At 75.2% G+C, this 6351-nt stretch carries 3 protein-coding genes and 2 pseudogenes; 3 read left to right on the top strand and 2 right to left on the bottom strand.

Annotated elements, in window-relative coordinates; all coding sequences use genetic code 11:
- Window positions 1-372, bottom strand: a pseudogene (locus tag IE321_RS40035) (hypothetical protein); the annotation flags it as partial.
- A 231-nt stretch (window positions 373-603) separates the two neighbouring features.
- Window positions 604-1830: a glycosyltransferase gene (locus IE321_RS40040; RefSeq protein WP_190226563.1), complete on the bottom strand. Its 1227-nt coding sequence runs from the start codon at window positions 1828-1830 to the stop codon at window positions 604-606.
- 217 nt (window positions 1831-2047) lie between these two features.
- On the opposite strand from IE321_RS40040, the gene IE321_RS40045 reads away from it, so the two are divergent.
- From IE321_RS40045 to IE321_RS40055, 3 genes and pseudogenes are all read left to right on the top strand, one after another.
- Complete coding sequence (locus IE321_RS40045) at window positions 2048-3025, top strand: hypothetical protein (protein WP_229916807.1); 978 nt, start codon at window positions 2048-2050, stop codon at window positions 3023-3025.
- A gap of 308 nt (window positions 3026-3333) precedes the next feature.
- Window positions 3334-5244 carry an HSP90 family protein gene (locus tag IE321_RS40050; protein ID WP_190226564.1) on the top strand — a complete coding sequence of 637 codons (1911 nt, stop codon included), beginning with the start codon at window positions 3334-3336 and terminating at the stop codon, window positions 5242-5244.
- Between the two features lie 2 nt (window positions 5245-5246).
- Window positions 5247-6351, top strand: a pseudogene (locus IE321_RS40055) (hypothetical protein); the annotation flags it as partial.

Raw genomic sequence — 6351 nt, forward strand, 5'->3', positions numbered from 1 at the left:
GGTGCCGCCACCGGGGGCCATGTCGCGCAGCTGCAGGACCAGGGACCGGGCAGGGGACGTCCCCCGCCCGGTCATGATCACGTCAGTGCCGGTGGAGTCGCCCACCGGCGCGTCGATCGTGGTGACCGATCCGTCCGCGAACCGGGTCCACTGGAGTACGTACTTGCCGTCCACTCTCGCGGAAAGCAGGAAGCCAGTCTTCCCCACTGCCACGGGGCGGTAGTTGCCCGCCGAGTACACGACGGGCGCCGTCGCCGTCCCCGCCTCGGCCGCGGGCAGCGGAGCGGCTGCGGCCGGGACGGTCAGGACGCCCGCGTCGAGCGTGACGGCGAGGACGGTGGTGATCGCGGCGGAGACACCCCGACGGCTCATGCTGGCGGAGATCAAAGGTTCCTCCTGGAAGATCGGGTCGACGCCCGTCGCGGCAGGCGCCGACCGGTCAGACTCCCGTTCGAGCCAAAGGGTTGTACGAGCGTCAAACCCGGCATGCCCGGCAGGGCCCTCAGTGCTCCGGGCGTGACCTGAGCGGTGTGCGTCGTCGGCGGGGTCGCCGAGCGGGCGGGGCCAGGTAGCGGAAACGCGGCGGCGCCACGGCGGGCGCCGTCACCGGCCGGCGGTCTCGTTCAGGAGCCGGGCCGCCTTCGCCGCTCCGTCGCGGCGCACCGTGTCCCGTAGGGCCTCCGCCCGGGAGCGGGTCTCGGGGCGCAGGGCCGGGGCGAGCGCGGCCGCCAGGGACGCGGGTGTCGGCGCATGGTTGTCGTGGGCCGTGCCGATTCCCAGGGCGGCGACCCTCCCGGCCCAGTACGGCTGGTCCCCGCTCCGGGCCACTACCACTTGCGGCGCGCCGGCGCGGGCGGCCGCGGCCGTGGTGCCGGCGCCGCCGTGGTGCATGACGGCGGCCACGCGGGCGAACAGCGCCTGGTGGTCGGTCTCGCCGACCGTCAGGCAGTCGTCCCCGCCGTCGGTCGGATCCAGGCCCGCCCAGCCCCGGGCGACGATCACGCGACGCCCCCGCGCGCGGACCGCCTCGACGGCCGCCCGGACGATGCCGGGCGCCGCCGTACCGAGCGGCGTGCTGCCGAAGCCCACGTACACGGGTGGCGGGCCCGCCTCCAGGAAGGCCGCCACCTCCGGAGGGAGCGGACGGACGGCGGCGCGCGGGCGGAACCACGCACCGGTCTGGACGACGCCGAGGCCCGTCGGCGGCCAGGGACTCAGGACCGGGTCGGCGGACAGCCAGGGGCGGTCGGTGAAGGCGTAGCCGCGGACGTCGTCCACCGGGGGGAGGCCGGCGGAGTCCCTGAACGCGCCGAGCATGGCGCCGAACATGTCGTTCGCGAGGCGGGCGTCGAGGTCCCACAGCTCGGCGTTGTTCCGCACGTCCGGCGGCAGCGGCCGGCCCCGCCGGCCGGGCGGCGGCTGGTGCGGGGCGGGGAGGACCACCGGCGTGTGCGTGGCGTACACGTCGCGGACGCCGAGCCGGTCGGCGACCGACCGCGCCGCCGCCGTGACGGGCAGCGGTCCCGTCGCCACCAGCGCGTCGCACCCCTCGGCCGCCTCGGCGACCGGCCCGAACTGCGCACCCATCAGATCGGCCGCCCGCTGGGCCAGACCCGCGGCGGATCCGGGCTCCACGGTCGTCACCAGCGGACGCACCGGCGCGCCGGCCGGCACCGACGGCACGCCGCACGCGGCCAGCAGCTCGGTGAACTCCTCGTCCGGTGGCGCGCACACCCGCACCTCCGCGCCCCTCTCGCGCAGGCGCACCGCGAGCGCGGCCATCGGCTCCACGCTCCCGCGCGCCCCGTACGCCGACAGCACCACACGCATGCGGCCGTCCTCCCCTTCTCCGCCGGGTGCCGTCCCGGAATCCGCGCCCGGGCGGTGCGACCGGGTGCCGTCCCGGAATCCGCGCCCGGGCGGTGCGACCGACCTGACCTGCGGGCCCATACAGGGGTGCGATTGTCGGTCGCGCGTGATAGTCACTACATCCACGGGGCGGGACGATCATCAGCCACCCCGTGCGAACAGAGCAAGGGGTGGGGAGATGGCGTTGCTCCGGGACCTGGGGAACACGCTGGGAAGATGGACGGGCCGGCCCGTCGCACGCATCGACGAGGGCGCGGGGGACCCGGACGTCCGACGCGTCCGCGAGGCCGCCGAGGCCGCCGACGGGGCGACCGTACGGGACGTGCTCGACGCGCGGCCCGAGAGCGAGGACCGCACCGGCCTCCTCTGGGCCGCCGGAGACGTCGCCGGGACGGAGCGGTGGATCGCCGACGTCGTGGCGGCGGAGCCCGGGGCCCCGCTGCCGCGCCTCGTCGCGGCCGTCCGGCACATCGGCTGGGCCTGGGAGGCGAGGACGGCCGCCAGCGCCCGCCACGTCTCCCGCGAGCAGTTCCGGGTGTTCCACGAGCGGCTGGACACGGCCGAGACCTGGTTGTACGAGGTGGCCGAGAGCGAGCCCGGGTGGACCTCACCCTGGTACGGCCTCCAGATCACCGGGCGCGGCCTCCAGGTCGGGCAGGACGTGGCCCGCCGCCGTTTCGAGGCGACCGTGCGCCGGGACCCGCACCACCTGGGGGCGCACCAGCAGCAGTTGCAGCAGGTCTGCGAGAAGTGGAGCGGCTCCCACGAGGAGATGCACGCCTTCGCCAGGACCGCCGCCTTCGGCGCGCCCGGAGGGACGCCCCTGGGCCAGCTCGTCGCCCACGCCCACCTGGAGCACTGGCTCGCCCTCGACTCCGGACCCGACGCCCGCTACATCGGACAGCCCCAGGTCATCGCCTCCCTGCACGAAGCGGCCGACCACTCGATCCGCCACCGGGACTTCACGGTCGGCCGCGGCGGGCTCCAGGCCCTCAACGCCTTCGCCATGGCCTTCTCGCTGGCCGGCGACCACCGGGCCGCCCGGGAGTGCTTCCAGGCCACGGAGGGGCGGGTCACCGAGTCCCCTTGGTACTACCTGGACGGCGACGACCCGGCCAAGGCCTTCAGCAAGCACCGCTCCGCCGCCGGACGCTGAGGCGAAGGCGGCGGCGGGGGCGGGGACAGAGGAAGCGGGGGCGCCGGCCGGAACGGAACGGGCCCGGCCGCCGCACGCCTCGTATGCCTCGACCCGCCGCCCCGCTGCCCGACCCGGCACCGGGCCGGTGGCCGGTACGCGTACCCGCTCGACCTGCCTACCGGCTCCACCACCCGGCCCGCACCCTCCCGGCCCGCCCTCACCCCCACCCTTACGTTCACCCTCACCCCCATCCCCAGTACCCACCAGCCCGCATCCCCGCCCGCGCCGCCGAGCGCCCGGGCGCGCACCCCGAAGGACCGCGCCAGGTGTCCCACCCCGAGACTCCCAGGACCTCCCCGACCACCCCGGCCGCCGAGACCGCCCACACCTTCCAGGTGGACCTCCGCGGCCTGGTCGACCTGCTCTCCCACCACCTCTACTCCAGCCCCCGCGTCTACCTGCGCGAACTCCTCCAGAACGCCGTCGACGCCTTCACCGACCGGCAGGCCCTCACCCCCGGCGCGCCCGGCACCATCACCGTGCGCACGGGGGACACGCTGACCGTCACGGACACCGGCATCGGCCTGTCCGAAGCCGACGTGCACCGCTTCCTCGCCACGATCGGCCGCAGCTCCAAGCGGACCGCCGACGGGGCACTGGACGGGGCGGGACTCGACGCGGCACGCGGCGAGTTCATCGGGCAGTTCGGCATCGGCCTGCTCGCCTGCTTCGTCGTCGCCGACGAGATCACCGTGCTCAGCCGCTCCGCCGCCGACCCGGCCGCGCCCACCGTCGAATGGCGCGGCCACTCCGACGGCCGCTACACCATCCGCACCCTGCCGTCCGCGACCCTCCCCGAGCCCGGCACCACGGTGCGGCTCGTCCCGCGCGCCGACAACGCCGAATGGACCAGCCCCCAGCGCGTCGTCTCCCTCGCCCGGCACTACGGCGGACTGCTGCGCCACGAGGTCACCGTCGTCGACACGCGGGGCGAGACCCACCGCGTCAACGACGCGCCGCCGTGGGAGCGGACCCACCGCTCCCCGCTGGCCCGCCGCGAGGCCAACACCACCTACTGCCGCGAACTCTTCGACTTCACCCCGCTCGACACCATCGAGCTGGACCTGCCGGCCGCCGGACTGCGGGGGGTCGCCTACGTCCTGCCGACCGCCGTGAGCCCGGCGCAGCGCGCCGGACACCGCGTCCACCTCAAGGGCATGCTGCTCACCGACCAGGCCCCCGAACTGCTCCCCGAGTGGGCGTTCTTCGTGCGCTGCGTCGTCGACACCACCAGCCTCCGCCCGACGGCCTCGCGCGAGTCGCTGTACGAGGACGGCACCCTGTCCGCCGTACGCGACGCCCTCGGCGACCGGATCCGCGACTGGCTCATCGGCCTCGCCGCCAGCGACCCCGCGCTCCTCCACCGCTTCATCGACACCCACCACCTCGCGGTCAAGGCGCTCGCCCGCTACGACGACGAGCTGCTGCGCATCGTGCTGCCCTGGCTGCCCTTCGAGACCACCGACGGCAACGTCACCCTGGAGGAGTTCGCGCGGACCCACCGCACGCTCCTCGTGACGCGCAGCGTCGAGGAGTTCCGCCAGGTCGCGCCGATCGCCTCCGCCGCCGGACTCGGCGTCGTCAACGGCGGCTACACCTACGACCGCGACCTCGTCCACCGGCTGCCCGAGATCCGCCCCGGGACCGCCGTCACCGACCTCGACACGGCCACCGTCACCGCCCACCTCGACGCCGTCGACCCAGGCGCGGAACTGCGCGCCGCCGCGTTCCTCGCGGTCGCCCGCGAGACGATCGGCGTCCACGACTGCGACGTCGTCCTGCGCGACTTCCAGCCGGTCACCGCCCCCGCGCTGCTCCTCGACAACCGCGACGCCCGGCACGAGCGGACCCGTTCGGGCCTCGCCGCCGACAGCGACGGCCTGTGGGCCGACATCCTCGGCTCGCTGCGCGACGAGACCCCGCGCGCCCAGCTCGTCCTCAACCACCTCAACCCGCTGGTCCGCCAGGCCCTCACCATCGGCGAACGCGGCCTCGCCGTCACCACCGCCGAGGCCCTCTACGGCCAGGCGCTGCTGCTCAGCCGCCGACCGCTGCGCGCGAGCGAGAGCGCCCTCCTCAACCGGGCCTTCATGGGCCTGCTCACCCACGCCATGCACCATCCCGGCACGGCCGGCCCCGACTCGGCCCCCGGCTCCGAGCCCCGGAAGGAACTGTAGAGATGCTGGACACTCCCGAGGCCGTCGTCGAGGCGCTCCGCGAGAACCACGAGCGCCCCCACGGACTGCCGCGCACCATCACCGCCGAGGAACTCGTCGAGGCCGCCGAGGTCTTCGAGAAGCCCGACGTGCTCGTCACCGCGCTCCTCGAACTCATGACGGCGTACGAGTTCACCGGCGAGCAGCGCAAGTCGCCCGTCGCCTTCGCCCGCATCCTCAAGCTGTGGGACTCCACCCCCGAATCCTTCAGCCCCTACGAGGCCCACCAGGTCTTCTGGCGCTTCAAGTGGGTGACGACCTCCCTCCTCCAGGTCCCCGAGATGCCCCTGACGGCGATCAGCGGCTGGCTCGACCAGATGCGCGACCGGTACGAGGCCGCCGGCCACGGCGTCCAGCCCGTCGCCGCCATGCGCTACCACCTGGCCCACCACACCGGCACCGGCGTCGCCGACGCGTACGACCTCTGGGCCACCCGGCCCCGCACCGACCTCAGCGACTGCGAGGCGTGCGAGACCCGGCACCACGCTTGGCACCACGTCGCCGAGGGCGACGACACCGCGGCCCTCGACAGCTGGCGCCCCGTCCTCGACGGCGGGCAGGTCTGCAGCGAGGAACCGCAGATGAGCCAGGCCCGCGCGCTGCTCCCGCTGCTGCGCACCGGCCGCACGGACGAGGCCCGCTCCCACCACCTCACCGGCTACCGCAAGGTCCGCGGCAACACCGGCACGCAGGCCGAGGTCGGACTGCACCTGGAGTTCTGCGCCCTGTCCCGCAACGAGGGCCGCGGCCTGGAGATCCTCGCCGAGAACCGGCCGCTCTTCGAGGCCAAGGGCGCCCCGCTCGACCACCTGGGCTTCCTCACCGGCGCCGAGGTGCTCCTCGCCCGCCTCGTCGAGGACGACCACGGCGACACCGCCGTCGCCGGCCCGCCCGGCCGCGACTGGACGGCCGCCGCGCTCCTCGCCCACGTCCGCGCCGAGGCCGGACCCCTCGCCACCTCCTTCGACGCACGCAACGGCACCACCGCCGTCGGCGACCGCCGCCGGGCCCGGCTGGCCGTCCGCCCGCTCCTCGACGAGCCGCTGCCCCTCGGCCTGCGCGCCGTCG

The organism is Streptomyces hydrogenans (assembly GCF_014656075.1).
In the GTDB taxonomy this organism is placed as follows: Bacteria; Actinomycetota; Actinomycetes; order Streptomycetales; family Streptomycetaceae; genus Streptomyces; species Streptomyces hydrogenans.

Bases quoted from the DNA above. Each gene is read 5' to 3' on its own strand.
- IE321_RS40045 (WP_229916807.1), top strand. From the start codon at position 2,048: ATGGCGTTGCTCCGGGACCTGGGGAACACGCTGGGAAGATGGACGGGC.
- IE321_RS40040 (WP_190226563.1), bottom strand. From the start codon at position 1,830: ATGCGTGTGGTGCTGTCGGCGTACGGGGCGCGCGGGAGCGTGGAGCCG.